Source organism: Faecalimonas umbilicata, assembly GCF_004346095.1.
In the GTDB taxonomy this organism is placed as follows: Bacteria; Bacillota; Clostridia; order Lachnospirales; family Lachnospiraceae; genus Faecalimonas; species Faecalimonas umbilicata.
In genome coordinates this window covers 1-21,913 of sequence record NZ_SLZV01000006.1, presented here as the reverse complement: position 1 = coordinate 21,913, position 21,913 = coordinate 1, and the positions used below count along the sequence as shown (strand labels likewise).

At 41.9% G+C, this 21,913-nt stretch carries 19 protein-coding genes and 8 tRNA genes; 3 read left to right on the top strand and 24 right to left on the bottom strand.

Annotated elements, in window-relative coordinates; all coding sequences use genetic code 11:
• Nucleotides 1–15: 15 nt before the first annotated feature.
• Together rbr and EDD74_RS03910 are read right to left on the bottom strand one after the other, a co-directional pair.
• The gene (gene rbr / locus EDD74_RS03915; RefSeq protein ID WP_116441210.1) at nt 16–639 is read right to left on the bottom strand and encodes a rubrerythrin; all 624 of its coding nucleotides are present in this window, start codon (nt 637–639) and stop codon (nt 16–18) included.
• Nucleotides 640–805: 166 nt separating this feature from the next.
• On the bottom strand, nt 806–1,822 hold the full coding sequence (locus EDD74_RS03910; protein WP_009262493.1) for a glycosyltransferase family 2 protein: 1,017 nt from the start codon (nt 1,820–1,822) through the stop codon (nt 806–808).
• A 131-nt stretch (nt 1,823–1,953) separates the two neighbouring features.
• Here EDD74_RS03910 and EDD74_RS03905 point away from each other — a divergent pair, with 131 nt between their 5' ends.
• Nucleotides 1,954–3,174, top strand: a complete 1,221-nt coding sequence (locus tag EDD74_RS03905; RefSeq protein ID WP_116441209.1) for a 6-phosphofructokinase — start codon at nt 1,954–1,956, stop codon at nt 3,172–3,174.
• A 240-nt stretch (nt 3,175–3,414) separates the two neighbouring features.
• Here the strand turns inward: EDD74_RS03905 and EDD74_RS03900 are convergent, their stop codons facing one another.
• Together EDD74_RS03900 and EDD74_RS03895 are read right to left on the bottom strand one after the other, a co-directional pair.
• Nucleotides 3,415–4,530: a protein kinase family protein gene (locus EDD74_RS03900; protein WP_242990081.1), complete on the bottom strand. Its 1,116-nt coding sequence runs from the start codon at nt 4,528–4,530 to the stop codon at nt 3,415–3,417.
• A 232-nt stretch (nt 4,531–4,762) separates the two neighbouring features.
• Complete coding sequence (locus EDD74_RS03895; RefSeq protein WP_008974793.1) at nt 4,763–6,001, bottom strand: 6-phosphofructokinase; 1,239 nt, start codon at nt 5,999–6,001, stop codon at nt 4,763–4,765.
• A gap of 294 nt (nt 6,002–6,295) precedes the next feature.
• Between EDD74_RS03895 and EDD74_RS03890 the strand changes: the two genes are divergently transcribed.
• A complete protein-coding gene (locus EDD74_RS03890) occupies nt 6,296–6,847 on the top strand; it encodes a GNAT family N-acetyltransferase (RefSeq protein WP_116441206.1) in 552 nt (183 codons plus the stop codon).
• Between the two features lie 86 nt (nt 6,848–6,933).
• Here the strand turns inward: EDD74_RS03890 and EDD74_RS03885 are convergent, their stop codons facing one another.
• Genes EDD74_RS03885 through EDD74_RS03840 form a run of 10 tightly spaced genes read right to left on the bottom strand, consistent with a single transcriptional unit; the run spans nt 6,934 to nt 16,902 of the window.
• Entirely contained in the window at nt 6,934–7,347 is a 414-nt protein-coding gene (locus tag EDD74_RS03885) for a cytidine deaminase (protein WP_008974791.1), read from the bottom strand.
• Complete coding sequence (locus EDD74_RS03880) at nt 7,348–8,178, bottom strand: purine-nucleoside phosphorylase (protein ID WP_008974790.1); 831 nt, start codon at nt 8,176–8,178, stop codon at nt 7,348–7,350.
• A gap of 4 nt (nt 8,179–8,182) precedes the next feature.
• On the bottom strand, nt 8,183–8,908 hold the full coding sequence (locus tag EDD74_RS03875; protein ID WP_008974789.1) for a Crp/Fnr family transcriptional regulator: 726 nt from the start codon (nt 8,906–8,908) through the stop codon (nt 8,183–8,185).
• Between the two features lie 4 nt (nt 8,909–8,912).
• A complete protein-coding gene (locus tag EDD74_RS03870) occupies nt 8,913–10,028 on the bottom strand; it encodes a BMP family lipoprotein (RefSeq protein ID WP_008974788.1) in 1,116 nt (371 codons plus the stop codon).
• Nucleotides 10,029–10,049: 21 nt separating this feature from the next.
• Entirely contained in the window at nt 10,050–10,715 is a 666-nt protein-coding gene (gene deoC / locus EDD74_RS03865) for a deoxyribose-phosphate aldolase (protein ID WP_008974787.1), read from the bottom strand.
• Nucleotides 10,716–10,750: 35 nt separating this feature from the next.
• A complete protein-coding gene (locus EDD74_RS03860) occupies nt 10,751–12,076 on the bottom strand; it encodes a pyrimidine-nucleoside phosphorylase (RefSeq protein WP_016440949.1) in 1,326 nt (441 codons plus the stop codon).
• A 21-nt stretch (nt 12,077–12,097) separates the two neighbouring features.
• Entirely contained in the window at nt 12,098–13,051 is a 954-nt protein-coding gene (locus EDD74_RS03855; protein ID WP_008974785.1) for an ABC transporter permease, read from the bottom strand.
• Nucleotides 13,051–14,160 carry an ABC transporter permease gene (locus tag EDD74_RS03850; RefSeq protein WP_008974784.1) on the bottom strand — a complete coding sequence of 370 codons (1,110 nt, stop codon included), beginning with the start codon at nt 14,158–14,160 and terminating at the stop codon, nt 13,051–13,053. Before EDD74_RS03850 ends, EDD74_RS03855 begins: the two co-directional genes overlap by 1 nt.
• Entirely contained in the window at nt 14,150–15,682 is a 1,533-nt protein-coding gene (locus tag EDD74_RS03845; RefSeq protein ID WP_008974783.1) for an ABC transporter ATP-binding protein, read from the bottom strand. Before EDD74_RS03845 ends, EDD74_RS03850 begins: the two co-directional genes overlap by 11 nt.
• Before the next feature lie 47 nt (nt 15,683–15,729).
• Nucleotides 15,730–16,902: a phosphopentomutase gene (locus tag EDD74_RS03840; RefSeq protein ID WP_008974782.1), complete on the bottom strand. Its 1,173-nt coding sequence runs from the start codon at nt 16,900–16,902 to the stop codon at nt 15,730–15,732.
• 423 nt (nt 16,903–17,325) lie between these two features.
• Here EDD74_RS03840 and EDD74_RS03835 point away from each other — a divergent pair, with 423 nt between their 5' ends.
• Nucleotides 17,326–18,489: an FprA family A-type flavoprotein gene (locus EDD74_RS03835; protein ID WP_008974781.1), complete on the top strand. Its 1,164-nt coding sequence runs from the start codon at nt 17,326–17,328 to the stop codon at nt 18,487–18,489.
• Nucleotides 18,490–18,555: 66 nt separating this feature from the next.
• Here EDD74_RS03835 and EDD74_RS03830 read toward each other — a convergent pair whose 3' ends face one another.
• The 10 genes from EDD74_RS03830 to EDD74_RS03785 all read right to left on the bottom strand — a co-directional run bounded on the left by EDD74_RS03830 (nt 18,556) and on the right by EDD74_RS03785 (nt 21,754).
• Nucleotides 18,556–19,929: an MATE family efflux transporter gene (locus EDD74_RS03830; protein ID WP_116441205.1), complete on the bottom strand. Its 1,374-nt coding sequence runs from the start codon at nt 19,927–19,929 to the stop codon at nt 18,556–18,558.
• A 176-nt stretch (nt 19,930–20,105) separates the two neighbouring features.
• The gene (locus EDD74_RS03825) at nt 20,106–20,735 is read right to left on the bottom strand and encodes a cytidylate kinase-like family protein (RefSeq protein WP_016440951.1); all 630 of its coding nucleotides are present in this window, start codon (nt 20,733–20,735) and stop codon (nt 20,106–20,108) included.
• 187 nt (nt 20,736–20,922) lie between these two features.
• Nucleotides 20,923–20,996: transfer RNA gene (locus tag EDD74_RS03820), tRNA-Arg, on the bottom strand.
• A gap of 32 nt (nt 20,997–21,028) precedes the next feature.
• Nucleotides 21,029–21,115: transfer RNA gene (locus EDD74_RS03815), tRNA-Leu, on the bottom strand.
• Between the two features lie 22 nt (nt 21,116–21,137).
• Nucleotides 21,138–21,210 (bottom strand) — tRNA-Val (locus EDD74_RS03810).
• 34 nt (nt 21,211–21,244) lie between these two features.
• Nucleotides 21,245–21,318, bottom strand: a tRNA-Asp gene (locus EDD74_RS03805).
• Nucleotides 21,319–21,337: 19 nt separating this feature from the next.
• Nucleotides 21,338–21,411: transfer RNA gene (locus EDD74_RS03800), tRNA-Ile, on the bottom strand.
• Between the two features lie 50 nt (nt 21,412–21,461).
• Nucleotides 21,462–21,534: transfer RNA gene (locus EDD74_RS03795), tRNA-Thr, on the bottom strand.
• A 36-nt stretch (nt 21,535–21,570) separates the two neighbouring features.
• Nucleotides 21,571–21,642, bottom strand: a tRNA-Glu gene (locus EDD74_RS03790).
• 39 nt (nt 21,643–21,681) lie between these two features.
• Nucleotides 21,682–21,754, bottom strand: a tRNA-Asn gene (locus EDD74_RS03785).
• Between the last annotated feature and the right edge of the window lie 159 nt (nt 21,755–21,913).

Here is a 21,913-nt window from a genome sequence, read left to right as displayed (position 1 = left end):
TTTAATTCTTCTGTTTTATTCTTCCATTTCACTTCCTGTCAACGCTCCTGTATACGGTGCAAGTGACAGTGGGATAAAATATCCTCTCTCATGCCTGCACAACGGACAGATTCCCGGAACTTGTTTTCCGGAGTGGATATGCCCACAGTTCAGACACATCCATTTTCCTTCTTTTGCCGCCTGAAAATAAGAACCATCCTCCAAAAGTCTTGCCACTTTGGCAAATCTTCTCCCGTGAAGTTTTTCTACCTCTGCAATCTGAAAGAACGCAGAAGCAACCTCTAAAAATCCTTCTTCCTTTGCAGTCTCTCCAAAAGCCTGATACACATCATCTGCTTCCTCGAATTCATTATGTTGAGCCGCCTTCAAAGCCCCAAAAATCTGTTCGTTGTCGTCAATCGGATAAGTCCCCTGAATTTCGATCGTCTCCCCTGTCATCTCTTTCAACAGCTCATAGAAACGCTCTGCATGTGCCCGTTCCTGCTCCGCTGTAAATAAGAATATCTTTTCGACTGCATATAGTCCCTGCCTGCGCGCAAGCTCTGCTCCAAAGGTATAGCGATTTCTGGCTTGACTCTCTCCCGCAAATGCTTTCATCAAATTTTCCTTTGTTCTACTGTTTTTCAAACTCTGTGCCATAGTTTCCTACCTCTTTCTTCTCACAATTTCACGATTCTCCCATCGTTACACTCAGAAGTATGTTACCAGACACCGTCTTTTATACATTCTTTTCCATTTTCTTCTCTGATGCTCTTTGCACAACGAATATATTTCCAACACAGCAAGAAATAAAAATGACCGTACGTTAATTAAATCCGATGATCCTTCTCGCCACCTCATACGCAAGCACCGATACTTTTCTTCCGGAATTTCCCGGAAGATTCATCGTCTGTCCAAGAATACTGTACCGAATCTTCCAATATACCCGATAATCTACTTCTTTCAGATACTTCCAGAGCGCCTTTTTCTTCTCCAGATTTTCCTCTGTCTTAGAGCGGATCAGAATAATCGAAGATACTGTCATCATAATCGCAAGATAGTTGATCATGTAATTTCTCAGCTTCCTGCTGGAAATTTTCCGCATAGAATACATGTCGATCATAGTCCTTGTCACATAAAGCTGCTGATCAATACGTTTGATCATATTTTTCTCATTGACTGACTGATCCTCTCTTCCGATAAAGTACCGGTAAAAATCAACATCAAGATAATATAGTGATGTAACATGCGGCAAAGGATAGTACACATAAATGTTATCCACATAAAATGTATGCTTTGGCAGCTTCAATCCACAATTACGCAATAATTCTGTCCGGTAAATCACAGAATGCATCAAAATATACTGCGACAGACGAAATCTTCCGATATCCCCCCATGTCATGATGCGATCCTGCGGAAGTACATTCCGGTAATGAATCACTTTCTTATTCTTCACTCCAACCTTTTCATATACATAATTAGAGATGAGCATGTCCGTCAGACTTCCCTGCTGATACCATCCCTTCAATACATCCAGAATCTTCTCAAGCGCCGTCTCTTCTACCCAGTCGTCGCTGTCTACCACTTTAAAATACATACCGGAGGCATGGTTCAGCCCTTCATTCACTGCATCCCCGTGGCCTCCGTTTTCTTTGTCCACCACTTTTACAATGGTCGGATATTCTTTTTCATACCTTCTTGCAATCTCTAATGTGTGGTCTGTCGATCCGTCATTTACAATAATAATCTCCACATCTTCTCCCCCCGGAAGAAGAGACTGTATTGCCCGGTCCATATAATCCTCCGAATTGTAACATGGAATCGCAATGGATAAATATTTCATTTCGTTCACCTCATCTATTTTCAATCTTTCCATAGTATAATCCATTTCCTGACATTTTCCAACAGCTATATTGTAAATTCCTGATATTTCCGATATAGTAGAAGCATAATCATTTTTTGGAGGTAATTTACATGAAAAATATAATTGTAGGACAGTCCGGCGGACCAACCGCTGTAATCAATGGAAGCCTTTACGGTGTTGTAACGGAAGGACTCCGTCAGACAGATGCCATCGAGACAGTCTTTGGAATGATCAATGGGATTGAAGGATTTTTAAACGATCAGGTGATTGACATGCGTCCACTTTCAGAAAACGGGGAATTAGAGCGAATCCGCACAACACCGGGAGCATACTTGGGTTCCTGCCGCTATAAGCTGCCGGAAGATCTTACAGATGCTGTTTATCCTCAATTGTTTGAGAAATTTTCTGACAGAAACATTGGCTGCTTCTTCTATATTGGTGGAAATGACTCCATGGACACTGTCAGCAAGCTTTCCCGCTATGCCGCCTCTATCCAGAGTGATATCCGTTTCATCGGGATTCCAAAAACGATTGATAATGACCTTGTGGAAACCGACCACACACCTGGCTTTGGAAGCGCTGCAAAATATGTAGCTTCTACTGTCCGTGAAATTGCCATCGACGCTTCGGTCTACGACAATAAAAAATCCGTCACAATCGTGGAAATCATGGGGCGCCACGCCGGATGGCTGACTGCTGCCAGTGTCCTTGCCCGCAAATTTGAAAAAGATAACCCGGTTTTGATCTACCTTCCAGAAGTCGCTTTTGACCAGGATGCTTTCATCGAAAAAGTATCAACGGCACTCGAGACAACACCAAACCTTGTTGTATGTATCTCCGAAGGAATCAACGACGGTAATGGTACATTTGTGTGTGAATATGCAAGCGATGTCGGAGTGGACAACTTCGGTCACAAGATGCTCACGGGTTCTGGAAAATATCTTGAAAACCTCGTAAAAGAACGTCTTGGTATTAAAGTTCGCTCTGTAGAACTCAATGTCAGCCAGAGATGCTCTTCTGCTTGTCTCTCTGCTGCCGACCTAGATGAGGCTGTCTGCGCAGGAACTTATGGTGTACAGGCTGCACTTCTAGGGGAAACAGGAAAAATGGTATCTTTCCAGAGAACAAATGACAATCCTTATAAACTTACCTACACAACCGCCGATGTAAACAACATCTGCAACAAAGAAAAAGGAGTTCCTCTTTCCTGGATCACAAACGATGGTTCTGACATCAGTGAAGATTTTATCCGCTATGCACTGCCACTGATTCAGGGAAACGTTGAGGTTCCATTTGAAAACGGACTCCCGGCATTTGCTTTCCGTCGATAACTTGTTGCCATTCACATTTTGTTCATATTTCTTTCAAATTTTTTTCATTTGATTCACACGGTTTCTTCATTTCTATGTCATATACTAAGACTATCAAATGAAACAACATTTGAAACAGACGTTAACAGTATTCACATACTTTTAGAAAAACTTTTTCATAATACATGCCAGATGCGTTTTATACCATCTGGCATCCTCCCTTTTTAGGGAGTTTTTATGTCTTTGTCCTGAAAATAAAATTTAGAATCCGTATGCTCTTTTCAATATTTTAAACTGTTCTTGTTCCTGAATTTCTGGTAGTTCCGTTAGGATCCCCTTTGTCACCTGTGCTTTCATCTCAAGCTCCAATCCCTCCACATTCCATAAAATCTCCAAATATGTAAGCGCAAGCAACTTTGACTGTGGAAGTACCTTTCTGCCTCTCCTGCAGATCTCCGCTGCATCATCTATCCGATCATTCTCCTCATACCGCTGTGCCAGACAGAGAAATGCCTCTTCCTTTTCCGCTCCCCTACCACTCTCCTTTAAATAAATTTCTAACGCAAGTACCTGTCCATCTATTGTTTGCTCCCGCTCTGAAATTTTCCAAACAACCTCTTCTAGTTTCTCTGTATATCCGAAATTTTCTAAGGTCGCTCCCTCTTGCTCCCTTGTCTCATCTGCCTGTATGATTTTTCCCTTCTCTTTTGACTGATCTGTCATCCTTTTTCCAACCGCGCTTCCAAAGATGACCATCACTGCACAACCAAGGGCAACCACTGGCATTTTCTTTTCTATTTCTCTTTTTCGCCTGGATCTTAATTTCGGGAAATGCTTCTCCACCATAGAAAAAGTAATATATCCCTTCTCTCCATCTGCCTTCAGACAATTCTGGATCAGCTTTGCCAACTGATATTCTTCCTTTTTTGTCAATGGAGGATCCGGCTCACTTTGGGACAACATATATTGAAGTGTTCTGCCAAAACTATAAATATCTACTGCCTCACAGATTCCTTTCTGCTTGTAAATTTCGGGATTTGAGAAGTATTTCCGCACCGTCCGGCTTTGAATCTGACGTACCGTTTCTCTGCTTCCTTCGGCCTCCAGATCCAAAAGATAAATCTCTTCGTCCTCCTTTACAATGACGCTGTATGGACTTAAGTAACCATAAGTTTGTTTTTCTCCGTATTTATGAAACCATGTGATCTGCAGAAGCATCTTTCGCATAAGATTCCACAATTCCTCTTTCGCTGTCTGCGGGTGATATTTCAGCCAATAGATCAACGTCTGTCCGAAAATTGTATCCTGGATCCGCTCACAATATTTTCCATGCTGTACTATTTTAATAATATCGTATTCCTTCTTCTCCAAACACATGCCTCCTTTTCTCTCCAGTACACAGAATGTTTCCTATGCCCATGTAATTTATATTCCTTTGTTTTCTTTATGATTTCTATTGGATTTTTCAGAATTTGTCGAATTGTATTTTGAAATCTGTTTTTTACAGAACGGTCGATCATCACGAAAGTGATGGAAAAAATGAATGATTTTATTTCAATATCCTTATAGGAGTCTCCCACCAGGAGAGACTCCATTGCTTTGTTTCTCACTAATCAATCGGTCGATACAGATGTCTCGGAATTCCATCTACCATAACCGGAGATACATCCCCCTGAATCAGCGGCCGTACATAAGTGATAAACTCATCTGTCACATAAGTGCCTTCCTTATTTACCCATTCTCTTGGAACAAGACGCTCATCGTTCGCAATCTTGTGCACATCTTTTACCTCGGTTGTACATTGATATGGATCATCGGATAACCGAAGCATGACAACCATTTTCCCGCTGTCTCCTTCATCTCCGGCTTTCACTGCCGCACCACCTACCTGACTCGCTTCAAGGATATCCACTCTCGAAGCAGAATGCGATGCTGCTCTCTGCAACGTGCTAAGTTCTACAGCTCTTGTCTTGCATCCGATCTCTCCTGCGATCAGCGATGCCAGATAGTTTGCAGTTCCAGTCAGCTGCTTATGTCCAAATGCATCTACAAAATCTACATTAGAACCGAGTTCGCACACATATTTCCCATCTGCGGTCTTGATTCCCTCGGAAACTGCCACAACAACTGAATATTTCTTCTCCAAAAGCTTCCTCACTTTTGCAACAAACTTGTCCACATCAAATACAAGTTCCGGCAGATAGATTAAATCCGGCCCTTCACAGTCCTCTCCTTTTGCCAGTGCAGCTGCACCTGTCAGCCAACCTGCATTTCTTCCCATAATCTCTACGATGGTAACAAGTCCGTGTTCATAGCGCAGGCTATGTCCGTCACGGATAATTTCTTTTACCGATGTTCCGATATATTTTGCTGCACTTCCATATCCCGGTGTATGGTCGGTCAGTGCCAGATCATTGTCGATTGTCTTCGGCACCCCAAGAAAATTCGTATGTCCACGCCCCGTTACCATGGAATAATCGTAAAGCTTCTTGATTGTATCCATCGAATCATTTCCGCCAATATAAATAAAGCATTCAATATCTAATTCTTCAAGAATATCAAAAATCTTCTCATAAACTTCCTGATTCTCATGAATCTCTGGAAGTTTATATCTGCAAGAACCTAAAAATGCCGCCGGTGTTCTTCTCAATAGTTCTACATCCAGATCACTTCTGATAAAATCCGAAAGATCCACATACTTGCCTTCCATCAATCCCTGAATGCCATGCAGCATCCCATACACTTTCTTTGCCCCACGCTCTCTTGCAGTGCAGTAAACACCAGCAAGGCTCGAATTAATTGCCGCTGTCGGACCTCCTGACTGTCCTACGATCACATTCCCTTTCATCATATCCCTCCAGTTCGTTTGTCAATATCCTTATATTAGTATATTTTGCACTTATTGTAAAGAAAAACTTCGTTTCTTTTGTTTATTTTTACTTGTTTTTGATATTTTTCATTTCTTTTTGATATTTTTTATCATTATTTTATCTATTTTTCATGATTTTCTAGATCTATTTTTATCAATATTTCTATTTCCGGGATTTCATCTGAAAAATCTTCTGTAAATTTGCATTGCACATTTATCTCCCTAGGATTATAATTCAAATACTTTCAAATGACAGACAAGGAGGAATGTTGTATGAGAATAACCCCCATCGAAAAAGAAGATAAGACCGGAAGGATCATCACACTCAGAAATGCCGAGATTTCAGATGCCGAGAATCTAATCACTTATATGAAGATCACCAGTTTTGAAACTCCTTTTCTGCTCCGGGAGCCCGATGAATTTCATCTCACCTCAGAGCAGGAAGAATGCTTTATTCAGAATACGATCGATAATCCCCGGGAACTGATGCTCCTCGCAACAGCGGACGGCTGCCATATCGGAAACTGCTCTCTTTCCGGCGCTGGTCCATTTAAAAGGTATCAGCATCGCTGTCAGATCGCAATCGCACTGTATCAAAAATATTGGGGCTGCGGGATCGGACAGATGATGCTAAGTACGATACTTTCTGTCGCCAGAGAACTGGGATACGAGCAGGCGGAACTGGAAGTAGCCGCAAATAACACCTCCGCTGTCGCGCTCTACAAAAAATTAGGTTTTCAGACCTACGGCACATTCCCTGATAACATGAAATATGCCGACGGTTCTTACACAGATATGCTTTGGATGATGAAAAAGCTTATCTGATCAAAAAATATTTCCAAAAACAGAAAGAGATACAAGCATGAAATTCTTGTACCTCTTTCTGTTTTATTTTTCTTTGATTCTGTTTTCTATCGGAGATTCTCCGGTCCAAATCCAAGTGGAAGTAATTCTTTCAGCAAATATTTGTTCCATCCGCCTTTCCCATCTTCCAGCACAATGTAAAATTCATCCGGTCTGCAAAATTCCTGCATGACCTGCCTGCACACTCCACACGGTGCACATACATTTCCGCTGCGCCCTGTTCCTTTGCCTCCGACAATCGCAATCCCTTCAAATTCCCGCTCACCTTCTGAGACCGCTTTGAAAAATGCGGTTCGTTCCGCGCAGTTTGTCGGCGTGTAAGATGCGCTCTCAATGTTACAGCCATAATATAACTTGCCTGACTTTGTAAGAAGCGCAGCCCCTACGCGAAAATCTGAGTATGGGGTATATGCATACTCTCTCGCTCTGTATGCATGTTCGATCAGTTCTCGTTCATCCATCTATTGTTCTCCTATCAGACGAATCGTCTCGGTCACAAGTGCCTTAAATTCTTTTGCCACTCGATCTGCTGTCTCTTGCACTTCTTTGTGATTCAAAGGCTGGTTGGACATTCCCGCTGCCATATTTGTGATGCAGGAGATTCCACATACTTTCAATCCCATATGTCTTGCTGCCATAGCCTCACATGCAGTGCTCATTCCGGCTGCATCCGCACCGAGCGCACGACACATTCTGATCTCTGCCGGAGTCTCATAGCTTGGTCCAGTAAACTGCATATACACACCACTCTGAATAGAAACTTTTACATTTCTTGCAGCCTGTTTAATGATCTCACGAAGTCCCTTATCATACACTTCACTCATATCCGGGAATCTCGGTCCCAGTTCATCAAGATTTGCACCGATCAGCGGACTCGGCACTGCGGTCGTAATCTGATCTGTGATCATCATCAGGTCACCCGGCTGGAAGTTAAAGTTCACACCACCTGCTGCGTTTGTCAAAATAACGGTCTTTGCTCCAAGCAATCCCATCAGGCGCACCGGAAGTACTACATCTGACATCGGATACCCTTCATAGAAATGTACTCTTCCCTGCATTGCGACTACCGGAACCCCTTCTACATATCCGAAAAGAAATCTTCCCTGATGTCCTGCAACTGTGGAAACTGGGAATCCTTCAATCTCAGAATACTCAATCGACTCCTCCACCTGCATTTCTTTTGCATAATCACCAAGACCTGATCCGAGAATCAGAGCCACCTCTGGTTGAAATTTTACTTTACTTTTTACTGCATTGCTGCAATTTAACAATTTTTCATAAATCTGATTCATACTTCTACCTCTCTATCAGTTCCGATACGACTGCATTCATTTTCCGGTACTGTTCACTGTCTATATAGAACTTACTTCCTTTTCTCGTGATCCATCCATTCTCCTCGAATTTCTTTACCGCCCTGTTGATTGTCTTCACACAGAGCCCGGAAGATTCCGAAAGTTCCTGACGGGTACTGTCCACATACAAAATGCCATTTTTTGCATATTTTGTATAAGTTTCCACAAGATAGAATGCCAGCCGGTCTGCTCCTTGTAAAAATAAAAATGCCCGACTGTTCTTGCCCTGTTCAAACAGGTAATGTCCCATGATCTTCGCTTCCAGCTTCAGAGCACGGATATCGGAATTCAGCCAGCGGGCATATTTTTCTTTTGCTATTTTTACGATAGTGCAAGGGGTAACCGTCTCAAGTGTTGTACAATAACGGTCTAGATCCATGATAACCTCCATCCCGCCCATCGCATAGACTCCCTCAAATCTCATAAAGTCATAAGTGATCCCATAGATTCGGTAATCTGTCGCCTTGATCATTCCACGACCAATGATATAGATGGTATCAACCGGCGTGTTCTCTTTGACAAAGACCACGCCGGCATCCAGTTCTACAATCTGAAAAGAATCCATCAGCCACACCGGTGCACTGTAAAAATACTCTTCAAACCGCTCCCGTTTCTTTTTGTCAATCTCATTCAGAAACGGAAGCACCTGATATAAATATTTGCATTCCATATGCTTATTTGATCAGCTCTACCTTTACGATCTCTGCCGGAACACCTGTTGCATCTTCTGCAACAGTATCATTTTCTACTTTGATAGATCCATCTTTTAATTTTCCATACAGTTCATCGTATTTTTCCTGTGTAAATTTTGTAAATTTAGAAGTTTCCATTGGAAGCTGAATTCCGTCATCTTTTGCACTTAAGTTCAGAGTTGTTCCACCTGCAAAGTTTCCATCATAGTAGCTTGCAACTGCATCATATACAGAATCTCCAAGATTCTTCATAGCAGAAGTGATTACTGTATCAGACTCTACTGACTGGTCTACATCGACACCGATTACTACTTTTCCTGCTGTCTCTGCTGCTTTCATAACAGAGTTACCAACTCCACCGCCACATGCGAAGATACATTCTGTTCCTTCATTGTACCATGCTGCTGCTTTTGCATTGTTTTCCGGAGAAGCATCAAAGTTTCCTACATAAGTGTATTTCACTGAAACATCACCTGCTGCAAGACCTAAATCTTTTGCTGCTGCATCTGCTCCCTGAACAAATCCATATCCGTAACGGATAACCGCTGGCACTGCGATTCCACCCATAAATCCAAGATTTCTGTAACCTTCTGTTACTGCTGCATAACCTGCAAGATATCCTGCCTGCTCTTCTGCATAGAAAATAGAAAGTACATTGTCTTCGAGTTTTGCTTCCCCATCTTTTACCGGCTGTGCATCGATGATGATGAAAGATACATCCGGGTATTTTGTCTGTGCTTCGTATACAGGCACCTCGAAGAGGAATCCTGGTGTTGCAACCACTTTTGCTCCACCTTTGACAGCAAGATCGATCGCATTTAAACATGCCTCATCAGATTTTTCTGCTGGTTTGTAATATTTGTAAGTGATATCATGCTCTTTCGCATATTTTTCCAGACCTTCCCATGATCCCTGGTTGAAAGATTTATCATCGATTGTTCCTACGTCTGTGATCAGCGCCAGCTCATAACCTCCCTTGGAATCTTTCTTGTCACCGTCCTTTGCAGTATCCTCTGCACCCGGTTTTTTTACTGCACATGCAGCCATGCTCATAACCATGACTCCTGCTAAGATCAGACTTAAAATCTTCTTTTTCATAATAAGTTCTCCTTTTCTTTTTTAATATTCATTCGTCTTATGACCTTGAATCAATTTTACCGCGGAACTTGTTCCGATTCTATCGCAGCCTTCCTGAAGAAATGCTTCCAGATCTTCTACCGTCTTCACTCCTCCGGCTGCTTTCATCTTCACATGCTCACCAATATTTTCTTTGAACAGACGAATATCCGAAATAGTCGCTCCTGCTGTTCCAAATCCAGTAGAAGTTTTGATGTAATCTGCACCTGCCGCTGTTACTGCTTTACACATTGCAATTTTCTCTTCTTCTGTCAGATAGCATGTTTCGATGATCACTTTTAAGATCTTATCTCCAACAACTTCCTTCAATGCTGCAATTTCTTTTTCTACCGCCGCATAATCACCATTTTTCACATCTGAAATATTGATGACCATGTCAATCTCAGACGCACCGTCCTCCAGCGCCTTCTTTGTCTCTGCGATCTTCGCCTCTGTCACACTGTAACCGAGTGGAAAACCTACGACCGTACAGATATTGATCTGTTCTCCGTATGCCTCCTTCACTCTCTGAATGTAGCATGGCGGAATACATACCGAAGCAGTCTGATATTCCACTGCCTCATCGCACAGTTTCTTAATGTCTTCCCATGTGGCAAATGCTTTCAGCTGTGTGTGATCCACATGTCTCATGATTTCCTTTTCTGTCATCACGTTCTCCTTTCTTAATTTTTTTATACACATTGCTATGCAAGGCGTTCTACCTGATCCTTGGTTACTCTCGCATATACAAGCGGAGTCTCGTTTGCTTTCTCATCTTCAATCGTCACAGCTGCCTGATATCTCAGTTCTGCTGCTGCAAATAATTCTTCCTTATCTGCATAGAAGACCGCCATAGGCTCTCCTGCCTCCACGTAATCTCCAACTTTTTTCTTTAAGATGATTCCTGCTGCAAAATCAATCTGGCTGTCTTTTGTCTCACGGCCTGCCCCCAACATAGCAGAGGCAATCCCACAGCTTTCTGTATCCATAAATGTAATGTATCCGCTTTTCTTTGCGAGTACTTCATGTTGATATGCCGCTTTTTCAAACTTATCTGTATCAAAGATCACAGAGCTGTCTCCGCCTTGTGCTTCCACCATTGCTGCAAGTCTTTTTAACGCCTCACCATTTGCGATTACTTCCCGCACAAGTGATCTGCATTCTTCCAGCGTTCCTTTTCCTGCAAGGAAAAGCATGTTCGATGCAAGATGTACACAGACTTCTGTCAGATCCTCCGGACCATTTCCTTTTAATGTCTCTACCGCCTCAATCACTTCCAGACTGTTTCCGATATTATGTCCAAGTGGAATATCCATATCTGTGATCAGTGCCACAGTCTTTCTTCCAGCATTCTCTCCGATCGCTACCATTTCTTTTGCAAGTGCGATAGAATCATCAATACTCTTCATAAATGCACCACTTCCAGTTTTTACATCAAGAAGGATACAGTCATTTCCTGCTGCAAGTTTCTTACTCATGATCGATACTGCAATCAGTGGAATACTGTCCACTGTCGCTGTTACATCCCGGAGCGCGTACAGTTTTTTATCTGCCGGAGCGAGATTTCCTGACTGTCCGATCACACTCAATCCGGTCTGATTCACTACGTTGAAAAAGTCTTCTCTGGAAAGAGATGTCTGAAGTCCCGGAATGGATTCCAGTTTATCCACTGTTCCACCTGTATGTCCAAGTCCTCTTCCGGACATTTTTGCAACCTTCACACCGCAAGCCGCAACAATCGGAGCAATGATCATAGTTGTCTTGTCCCCGACACCTCCTGTGGAATGCTTATCCACTTTCACGCCCTCGATTCCGGATAAATCTACCATCTCTCCAGAATGCGCCACAGCCTGTGTCATCGCAAGTGTCTCTTCCTCGGTCATTCCTTTGAAATAAACCGCCATCAAAAACGCTGACATCTGATAATCCGGAATTTCTCCTGCTACATACTCGCGGATCATATACTGAATCTCCTGCTCTGTCAGTGCTTCACCATTTCTTTTCTTCATGATCAGATCATACATTCTCATGGTGTCTGCCACTCCTTTCTATTATCTGCTTCCCTTATCGTATGGGATTCCCTCTGCTCTTGGAGCCTGAGAGTTCTTAGATGAAAACGCTAATACGATCAATGTCGCAATGTACGGAATCATCTTATATACTTCGTTTGGAATTGGCAACGATTTCAAAAATGGAATTGCAGAGTATGCACTTGCCAATGTCTTCATGATTCCAAAGAAAAATGCTGCCATTAAAATTTTGTTACTTCTCCACTGTCCAAAAATCAACACTGCAATTGCAAGGAAACCATATCCGGCAACACTTGCATTAAAGTTTGTAGAAGTCGGAATAACAAAGATCAACCCACCGATTCCAGCCAGTACACCAGAGATGATAACCCCGGCATAACGAATCTTCGCCACATTTACACCGACAGAATCTGCTGCTCCCGGATGCTCTCCACAGGCGCGGAGACGAAGACCGAATCTTGTATTTTTAATCACATAAGCTGCCACAAGAAAGATTCCGATTCCGATGTATGTTGTAATATAACAATTCTGGAAAAACATATCCCCGATCACCGGAATATCTCCAAGTACCGGAACTTTATCAATGTGAAATGTATCTGTAAACTGTATCTGCTGTACCCCCTGGATCATACGCGCTGTAAAAATCGCAAATGCCGGAGCAAATAAGTTTAATGCAGTACCACTGATCGTCTGGTCTGCTTTCATATTAATAGAAGCAAACGCATGAAGCAGAGAAAACAATCCTCCGGCAACTGCTACGATCAAGATTGCCAGCAATAATAATTTCTGTCCACTCATTCTGTCCTGGAAAATATTGATGAAGAAAATTCCAACAAAAGCTCCCATGACCATAATACCTTCCATTGCGATGTTGATGACACCGCTTCGCTCAGAATACATTGCCCCGATTGCTACAATAAGAAGCGGGATCGCAAAATACATCGTCTGTTGAATAACAAAATATACTACACTCATTATTTGCCCTCCTTCTTATTCTTTTTCGCAGATTTTCTCATGCGAATCTTGTAGATCAGATTTTTAAATAACAGCGACAGTGCTCCACAGTAAATAATCGCAGAAATAATAATATCGATAACCTCCGGCGCAAAATCAAATAGCTGCATGTTGTAACCGCCAACTGTGATATGTCCGATAAACAGTCCCGCAAATAAGATTCCAATTGGATTGGAAAGTCCGAGCAGTGCAACCGAAATTCCGGAAAATCCTTCCGGTGCGATTACATCAAGTACCTGCATGTATTTTCCGGAATCTGCCAAGTATAACAATGCTCCGCCAAGCCCTGCGAGCGCACCTGCGATCACCATTGAAAGAACAATACTCTTTTTTGCATTGATTCCGGCATACTTACTTGCGTTCGGATTTTTTCCGCACGCTTTCAATTCATAACCAAATGTCGTCTTATTCAAAATAATATAAATCAGAATCACACATAAAATTGCGATCAGAATACCGATATTGATATTGGTACCCGGGAACAATTTGTCTAACCCTGCTTTCGGAAGGTTTGCCCCGTCTGCAACGGCCATAGTCTGGTTCTTTACCTGATCGTATACTGTTCTCTGAATCATCATATTTACAAGATACATTCCGATATAGTTCATCATAATTGAGGAGATTACCTCATTTACATTGAAAAATGCTTTCAACAAGCCCGGTACCAATCCCCAGATGGCTCCGGCAAGGATTGCTGCAAGAAGCGCTGCAAGACAATGCAGTCCCGGTGGAAGAAATGTAAACTTCACGCCGACAAATACTGCTGCAAAAGCTCCTGCGGTAAACTGTCCGGATGCTCCAATGTTAAAAAGTCCTGTCTTAAATGCAAATCCGACAGAAAGTCCTGTCATAATGATCGGGGTTGCCAGATAAAGCATCTGCCCAATCCCCTGAATTCCGTCTGTAAATCCTCCCTGAAGGATCATCATAAATCCATAGTATGCCTGCTGCGGATTGCTGGACAGCAGAATAATAAATCCAAATAATAATCCACAGACAATCGCCAGAATGGAAGAACTAAAATTGACGATTCCGTCTCCGCGCCAGATATTTTTCCATTTATTTTTCATTCTTCACACTCCTTTTCGCACCCGCCATATAAAGACCAAGTTCCTCTACCGTAATTTCCTTTGGATTGACATCTGCAACAATCTCACCTTCATACATTACGATGATACGGTCGCTGATATCCATTACTTCATCCAATTCCAGTGACACTAACAGCACTGCTTTTCCTTCATTTCTCTGCTCCACAAGCTGTTTGTGAATATATTCAATCGCACCAACATCCAGACCACGTACCGGCTGCACTGCAATAACGATCTCTGGATCTCTGTCAAGCTCTCTTGCGATGATTGCTTTCTGCTGATTTCCTCCAGACATTCCCCGGACAATGCTGTCTTCTCCCTGACCGGAACGGATATCAAATTTCTCGATCAGTCCTTTTGCATATTTCCGAATTGCATCAAATTTTAAAAAACCATGTTTCTGAAACCGTTCCGTGTAGTAACTCTGCAATACAAGGTTTTCCTGAAGCGAAAAGTCAAGCACCAGACCATCTTTATGTCTGTCTTCCGGAATATGAGCCATTCCATCCAGACACTTACGCCGGATGCTCTCTTTTGTGATGTCTTTTCCGTTTAAAATAATCTGTCCTTTTTCAATCGGAGTCAATCCTGTAATTCCATATACTAACTCGGATTGTCCATTTCCATCAATCCCCGCAACACAGAGAATCTCTCCCTTACGCACCGCAAAAGACACATCTTTTACTGCATGCTGCCCTTCATGCTTGGAGGCAATGGTCAGATTCTTTACTTCCAATACCGGCTCTCCCGGCGTTTTCTCCGGCTTGTCCACATGGAAATTAACTTTTCGTCCTACCATCATCTCTGACATTGCTTCCTTTGAAGTCTCTGCCACATCGATCGTGCCGATATATTTCCCTTTTCTTAGTACACTGCACCGGTTTGCCACTTCCTTGATCTCATTCAGCTTATGCGTAATGAATATAATGGATTTTCCTTCTGCCACAAGCTGTTTCATCACTTTCATCAGCTCATGGATCTCCTGCGGTGTCAATACTGCTGTCGGCTCATCGAAGATCAAAATATCATTATCACAGTAAAGCATCTTTAAAATCTCCACTCTCTGCTGCATTCCAACTGTAATGTCAGAGATATAGGCATCTGGATCGATCTTAAATTTATACTTTTCACTAAGCTCCATCACTTTTTTTCTTGCGGCATCCATCTTTAATGTGCCAAATTTTGTAGTCTCTCTTCCAAGGACAATACTTTCAAGGACTGTAAAATTGTGCACCAATTTAAAATGCTGATGTACCATTCCGATTCCAAGATCGTTGGCATCATTTGGATTATTGATCTTAACTGCCTTCCCATTGATCTTGATTTCTCCCTCTTCCGGCTGGTACAGGCCGAAAAGAACGCTCATCAGTGTGGATTTTCCCGCCCCGTTCTCACCTAACAGTGCATGGATTTCTCCCTTTTTTACTTGCAGGGTGATATCGTCATTCGCTTTAAAATTCCCGAACTGTTTGGTGATATGGTTCATCTCGATTACATACTCCACGCTCCTACCTCCGTTTCTTTTTTCTTTCTCCTACTGTTTCCCTGTTACTATTTTATAATAAGTTCCTTCATGCTCGTTCCGTCTGTATTATTTTCCACATGAAGAAGATCCAATACTGTTGCAGCAATGTCCGCAAATGTCTCTCTTGTCCCAAGATTTACATTTTCTTTGATATCTTCCCCGCAGATCAAAAGCGGTGTATGCTCTCTGGAGTGGTCTGTTCCTCTAAATCCCGGATCACATCCATGGTCTGCTGTGATCATCAGAATATCCTCAGGTCTCATGCGCTCCAGGAATGTTTTTAACTGTCTGTCAAATACTGTTGCAGCATTTGCATATCCCTCAATATCATTGCGGTGGCCATACATCATATCAAAATCAACAAGATTTACAAAACAGAGTCCTTTAAAGTCCTTCTCCTGCATCTCAAGTGTCTTCTCCATGCCGTCCACATTATTCTGGATTCTCTGTGTGTGTGCAATCCCCTTACCTGCGAAAATATCATAAATTTTTCCGATTCCGTAAGTGTCATATCCTGCCTCTAAGATTGCATCAAGCATTGTATCTCTCGGCGGAAGCAGTGAGAAATCATGACGGTTTGCAGTTCGCTGAAAGTTCGGCGCTTCTCCGATAAACGGACGTGCGATCACACGCCCTACCCCATGCTCACCACATAAGATTTCCCTTGCGATCTCACAGTATCTATAAAGTTCCTCTACAGGAACAATCTCTTCATGCGCAGCAATCTGGAATACACTGTCTGCGGATGTGTAGACAATCAAAGCTCCTGTTTTCATATGCTCCTCGCCATAGTCCCGAATGACATCGGTTCCTGAATATGGCAGATTACAAAGCACTTCTCTTCCGGTTGCCTCCCGGAACTTCTCTAAAATCTCTTCTGGAAATCCATTCGGATATACCGGAAGTGGTTTTGGAGATACAACTCCGGCAATCTCCCAGTGTCCGATCGTCGTATCTTTTCCCCGAGAGCGCTCTTTCATCCTTCCATACGCTCCAGCAGGACTCTCTTCCTTTTTCATCCAGTCCACACCATCAATGTTAAACAAGCCGAGTTTCTTCATATTCGGTGTATCATAGGCTTTGGAAGCTGTAATCGTCTTTAATGTATTGCTTCCTTCATCCCCGAAATCTGCTGCATCCGGCAGTGCTCCGATCCCATAACTATCCAGTACGATTAAAAAAATTCTCCTATTTTCCATTCTTTTTCCGTCCTTATTTGTTGATATTTAATAACTCTTTTTGTATCATATCGAAATAACATTAGCTCGAAAAGGACTAAAGTCCTTTTTCGTTCTACTTATTTTAAGTTTGTCATTTTTTCGCTAATTTGTCTACTGTTTTTTGTAAAAAATTCATAAGTTTTTCCAACTGCTTTTTCGTTATTCTGCATAGAACTTTTGTTTTCTTCCATGAGAATCCATCCGAAATAAATATTTTACATTTATTTGTGGAAATCTAACGATATCTGTTATATAATTTATTATTGTATACAAGATATTCATTTAGTTTCTGCAGCGTAATTCTATAAGGGATAGATTGCGGCAGATCTTTTTGAATACACCTATTTCAAACAGATACGATAGCTTATAATACAGATCACATAGTTTTGTAGGAGGAATATTATGAAAGATACAAAGATTTCAGATTCTGTTATTTACATTGGTGCAGATGATAAAACATTAGACCTTTTTGAAAGTCAGTATGTCATTCCGAATGGTGTTTCATACAATTCTTATCTGATTTTGGATGAGAAAGTTACCGTTATGGATACTGTGGATGCACGCGCGACAGACGAATGGCTTCAAAATCTTGACACCGCCCTCGATGGAAAAAAAGTAGATTACCTTGTTGTTTCCCACATGGAACCAGACCATGCAGCCAACGTTGCAACTCTGATTGAAAAATTCCCAGAACTCCAGGTAATCGGGAATGCAAAGACCTTCAATATGATCGCTCAATTTTTTGATTTAGATCTCTCTAGCCGTTCCATTATTGTGAAAGAAGGAGACACGATTTCTCTTGGTACCCACACATTACAATTTTTTATGGCACCGATGGTTCACTGGCCGGAAGTCATGGTTACTTATGAGCAGAGTGAGAAAATTCTCTTCTCCGCAGATGGATTTGGAAAATTTGGGGCGCTGGACACAGAGGAAGACTGGGCTGAGGAAGCAAGACGCTATTATCTAAATATTGTCGGAAAATATGGCATGCAGGTACAGGCGCTCTTAAAGAAAGCTTCTGCACTTGACATTCAGATGATCTGCCCGCTTCACGGACCGATTTTAAAAGAAAACTTAGGATATTACATTGAAAAGTATAACACTTGGAGCAGCTATGAGCCTGAGGAGGATGGTGTTTTGATCGCCTATGCTTCCATCCATGGCAATACAAGAAAAGCAGCGGAATTATTAAAAAAAGATCTGGAAGAAAAAGGTGCGAAAAATGTTGTCCTGACTGATCTTTCTCGTGATGATATGTCCAAAGCACTGGCAGATGCATTCCGTTTCACTAAACTTGTTGTCGCATGTGCGACTTATGATGGTGGACTGTTCCCATGTATGGAGGATTTCTTACATCACCTCAAGGCAAAGAACTACCAGAAACGTACTGTTGCTCTGATTGAAAATGGTTCTTGGGCTCCAATGGCCGCAAAACAGATGAAAGCATTCTTTGAGACATTGAAAAATATCTCCATTTGTGAGAACGTTATTACTGTAAAATCAACTGTAAAACCAGAAACAGAGGTTGCTCTTGCATCACTTGCGGATACCTTGCTTGCATAAATCCAATTTTTACTTTTATAAAAATGCGTCATGAAATGATTCACTTATCATTTCATGACGCATTTTTTATGCACTATATTTTTCTTTCTTTTCCCCGAGATGAAGCCAGTCCACTCTCCACATATAGATGATCACACCCAGTGCGGCTGCACTCCATGAGACCGGGTATCCCCACAGAACAGTGGAAAGCTTCGGAATGATCGAAGTCATAATTCCTACCCAAAGCATTCGGATCCCTACCATACTTCCCACCATCAGAAGCATTGCGGCCATAGACCGCCCGGCACCTCTCAAAACTCCTGTATACACCTGTGCGATTGCAAGTAAAAAGTAAAATGGCATCACCGTCTTCAACATCAGATGCCCGTTTGCATTTACCTGCGGATCTGAAGAGAATATCGTTAAAAGCTGTTTCCCAAATATCAGTAAAACCGAACATGCTAAAATAGAGTAAATCTCACTGATCAATAGCGTTCGATGCTGACCTTTCTTTACCCGATCAAATTTCCCTGCTCCGATATTCTGTCCCGTAAATGTCATTGCAGCCATACCAAAACTCATGATCGGCAAAATTACGAATCCGTCAATCTTCATATAAGAGCTTGTTCCCGCCATCGCATTTGCTCCAAAACTATTAATATTGGACTGTACGATCACATTGGAAAAAGAAATGATTGCCGACTGTAGCCCACTTGGAATCCCCATTGCCAGGATTCTCTTCATCATTCTCACATCTATCCGAAGTTTTCTAAAATACATACGGTAAATATCATCATCCCTGCACAAGGTCCAGACAACAAGTACTGACGAAATAACCTGTGAAATAACCGTGGCAATCGCTGTCCCTTTTACGCCCATCCTTAAAACTACAACAAACAAAATATCCAGCAAAATATTGACCGCTGACGTAATGCAGAGATAATAGAGTGGACGCTTAGAATCTCCGACACCTCTTAAAATCCCTGCCCCCATGTTGTATGTAATATTAAAAAGAGAACCCATAAAATAAATTCTAAGATAAATTACAGATTGTTCCATTACTTCCGGAGGAGTTCCCATCGCCTTTAGAATCTGCGGCGATAAAAATACTCCGATAAATGTCAGGAGAACCCCTCCGATAATGCTGAGCATCATCGATGTGTGAACTGCCCATTGCATTTTTTCTTTATCTTTTGCCCCATAATATTGTGCAATGATCACACCTGCTCCCGTAGATATGCCAATAAATAACCCAATGATCAAATTGATCAAGGAATTGCTTGATCCTACCGCTGCCAGCGCTTCTTTCCCAATAAAGTTTCCCGCAATGACGGAATCTGCTGTATTATACAGTTGCTGGAACAAGTTTCCAATTAAAAGTGGAATCGAAAATAGCATAATACTTTTAATAATACTTCCTTCTATCATCGTTAATTTTTTCTCTCTTTTTCTCTTCTCCATACTTTCACCTTTACTATTGTTTATGTTTATTCTCAAAAGCTGTTCGCTCAAAGAAAGAAACCAGCAAACTGCCGGTTTCCTCTTAAATTTTGTAAAATTCTTTTTATGTATTCTTTTTCACTTCTACTTTGAATGGAACTGTTCTATCTATCCCATTACTCCTTTATACAGCAATATTATTCTTCCTGCTGTTCATTATACAAAGCTGCCAGATATTCTACAATTTTTTCTTTTCCCAGAAGACTGCTGTTCATAAGAATCTGATGAGACTGAATGCTGCCCCATTCCTTTCCGGAATAGGTCTCATAGTAATACTTTCTCTCTCGATCAATTTTCTTCATCTTTTCCGCTGCTTTTCTTTCTGATAAATGATACTTGTCCATGACACGGTTTTTCCGGTCTTCTTTAGAAGCACAAATAAATACATTAATACATCCCGGATAATCCTTTAACACATAATCTGCACATCTTCCAACAATCACACAGGATCCCTTCTGTGCAAGCTTCTTGATAATCGCAGACTGTACCGCATAGAGATCTCTTCCAACAGGTGCATAAAACTCAGCGTTTGCCATAAAATCGTTATATCCGCCCATTGCCAGATTGTAGTTCGATACAATACTCATCAATTTTTTCTCGTCTTCCAGTTCCGCCTGCTCTTCTGTAATATGGAGCTCTTCTGCCGCCATTTTCACAAGATTTCTGTCATAAAATGGAATTCCCAGTTTCTTTGCAAGCAGTTCTCCAATCTCATGACCTCCGCTTCCAAACTGTCTGCCAATTGTAATAATCGTGTTCTTCGTCATAAAAATCACCGCCTTTTAATGACTGATTAATTATCTGATTCTTGTATCTATTATACTATATTTGTTGTATTTTTTCCATATATTTTTTATTTTTGTCTATTTCTAATGCTATAATCTAAATCTTCTGTTTCATTCAAACATCAGCATATAAAAGACCCCTTATCGATACTTCAATAAGGGATTTAAGCGTGGGCGAGAAGATTCGAACTCCCGACCTTTTGGTCCGTAGCCAAACGCTCTATCCAGCTGAGCTACGCCCACACAATATTTAATTATTACACCTTTTGGTGTAATGCCGGCGACCGGAATCGAACCGGTACGGGAGTATAAGTCCCGCAGGATTTTAAGTCCTGTGCGTCTGCCTGTTCCGCCACGCCGGCATTTCAGCAGTTATCTGCTAAGTGGGACCAATAGGGCTCGAACCTATGACCCTCTGCTTGTAAGGCAGATGCTCTCCCAGCTGAGCTATGATCCCATGGGATATGAAATTATGTATCTTTTGATACAAGCGACCCGGAAGGGACTCGAACCCTCGACCTCCGCCGTGACAGGGCGGCGCTCTAACCAACTGAGCCACCGGGCCATATGAAATTATCTTAAAGTGGACCTTCAGGGACTCGAACCCGGGACCGATCGGTTATGAGCCGATTGCTCTGACCAACTGAGCTAAAGGTCCAAAACATTTTGTCTTTACCTAAAAGACCGCTTACTATTTGCATAAGCAAAAGCCGACAATCGGACTTGAACCGATAACCTGCTGATTACAAATCAGCTGCTCTGCCAATTGAGCCATGTCGGCATATTCTTTTGTCTTACAGCTATTATTAACTGTGAATGACTCCTACGGGAATCGAACCCGTGTTACCGCCGTGAAAGGGCGATGTCTTAACCGCTTGACCAAGGAGCCTTATTCGTCTTTTCACTTTTAGAAATAATCATTTCTAAACTCCCCAAGTTGGACTCGAACCAACGACAACTCGGTTAACAGCCGAGTGCTCTACCGACTGAGCTATTGAGGATTAACCTGAAGATATTATACCTTCAAAATCACATACAGTCAACTACTTTTCTAAGTTTTTCTCTTCCATCCATTCTCCTATCACCACTTGGTTATGCCCTCGACCGATTAGTAACAGTCAGCTCCATACATTACTGCACTTCCACCTCTGTCCTATCTA

What these genes read in the sequence shown, in the direction of transcription:
- rbr (WP_116441210.1), bottom strand. Translation starts at nt 639, where the DNA reads ATGGCACAGAGTTTGAAAAACAGTAGAACAAAGGAAAATTTGATGAAA.
- EDD74_RS03910 (WP_009262493.1), bottom strand. Translation starts at nt 1,822, where the DNA reads ATGAAATATTTATCCATTGCGATTCCATGTTACAATTCGGAGGATTAT.
- EDD74_RS03905 (WP_116441209.1), top strand. Translation starts at nt 1,954, where the DNA reads ATGAAAAATATAATTGTAGGACAGTCCGGCGGACCAACCGCTGTAATC.
- EDD74_RS03900 (WP_242990081.1), bottom strand. Translation starts at nt 4,530, where the DNA reads ATGTGTTTGGAGAAGAAGGAATACGATATTATTAAAATAGTACAGCAT.
- EDD74_RS03895 (WP_008974793.1), bottom strand. Translation starts at nt 6,001, where the DNA reads ATGAAAGGGAATGTGATCGTAGGACAGTCAGGAGGTCCGACAGCGGCA.
- EDD74_RS03890 (WP_116441206.1), top strand. Translation starts at nt 6,296, where the DNA reads ATGAGAATAACCCCCATCGAAAAAGAAGATAAGACCGGAAGGATCATC.
- EDD74_RS03885 (WP_008974791.1), bottom strand. Translation starts at nt 7,347, where the DNA reads ATGGATGAACGAGAACTGATCGAACATGCATACAGAGCGAGAGAGTAT.
- EDD74_RS03880 (WP_008974790.1), bottom strand. Translation starts at nt 8,178, where the DNA reads ATGAATCAGATTTATGAAAAATTGTTAAATTGCAGCAATGCAGTAAAA.
- EDD74_RS03875 (WP_008974789.1), bottom strand. Translation starts at nt 8,908, where the DNA reads ATGGAATGCAAATATTTATATCAGGTGCTTCCGTTTCTGAATGAGATT.
- EDD74_RS03870 (WP_008974788.1), bottom strand. Translation starts at nt 10,028, where the DNA reads ATGAAAAAGAAGATTTTAAGTCTGATCTTAGCAGGAGTCATGGTTATG.
- deoC (WP_008974787.1), bottom strand. Translation starts at nt 10,715, where the DNA reads ATGACAGAAAAGGAAATCATGAGACATGTGGATCACACACAGCTGAAA.
- EDD74_RS03860 (WP_016440949.1), bottom strand. Translation starts at nt 12,076, where the DNA reads ATGAGAATGTATGATCTGATCATGAAGAAAAGAAATGGTGAAGCACTG.
- EDD74_RS03855 (WP_008974785.1), bottom strand. Translation starts at nt 13,051, where the DNA reads ATGAGTGTAGTATATTTTGTTATTCAACAGACGATGTATTTTGCGATC.
- EDD74_RS03850 (WP_008974784.1), bottom strand. Translation starts at nt 14,160, where the DNA reads ATGAAAAATAAATGGAAAAATATCTGGCGCGGAGACGGAATCGTCAAT.
- EDD74_RS03840 (WP_008974782.1), bottom strand. Translation starts at nt 16,902, where the DNA reads ATGGAAAATAGGAGAATTTTTTTAATCGTACTGGATAGTTATGGGATC.
- EDD74_RS03835 (WP_008974781.1), top strand. Translation starts at nt 17,326, where the DNA reads ATGAAAGATACAAAGATTTCAGATTCTGTTATTTACATTGGTGCAGAT.
- EDD74_RS03830 (WP_116441205.1), bottom strand. Translation starts at nt 19,929, where the DNA reads ATGGAGAAGAGAAAAAGAGAGAAAAAATTAACGATGATAGAAGGAAGT.
- EDD74_RS03825 (WP_016440951.1), bottom strand. Translation starts at nt 20,735, where the DNA reads ATGACGAAGAACACGATTATTACAATTGGCAGACAGTTTGGAAGCGGA.